The sequence below is a fragment of the Rhizobium sp. SVR5-2C genome (assembly GCF_056755115.1).
Map to the genome: position 1 here is coordinate 1 of NZ_JBNDHT010000553.1, position 240 is coordinate 240.

A 240-nucleotide genomic window follows, 5' to 3' on the forward strand; every position below is an offset into this window, starting at 1 on the left:
GCGCCGGGCTCCCCTTAGCGAAACCGGTCGGAGATCAATCCGATCGGCTATATCTCCTAGAAGTCGCGCTCTAGGCGAAAGAAGCCCCCAACCCAGTCCTGATCCGGCGCAGCATCGTGCTTGTCGGAGACGCAGGTTGCTGTGAGCCTCGCGGAGAGGTTCTCGACAATCTTGTAATCGCGGGTCACGCCAGCGCGCCACTCGCTACCGCCGTCACCGTTACCGTTGGCGTCGGCATCG

General features: G+C 62.5%; 1 pseudogene. It reads right to left on the bottom strand.

The features are described from left to right. Positions 1-56: 56 nt before the first annotated feature. Positions 57-240, bottom strand: a pseudogene (locus ACPYOI_RS36865) (porin); the annotation flags it as partial.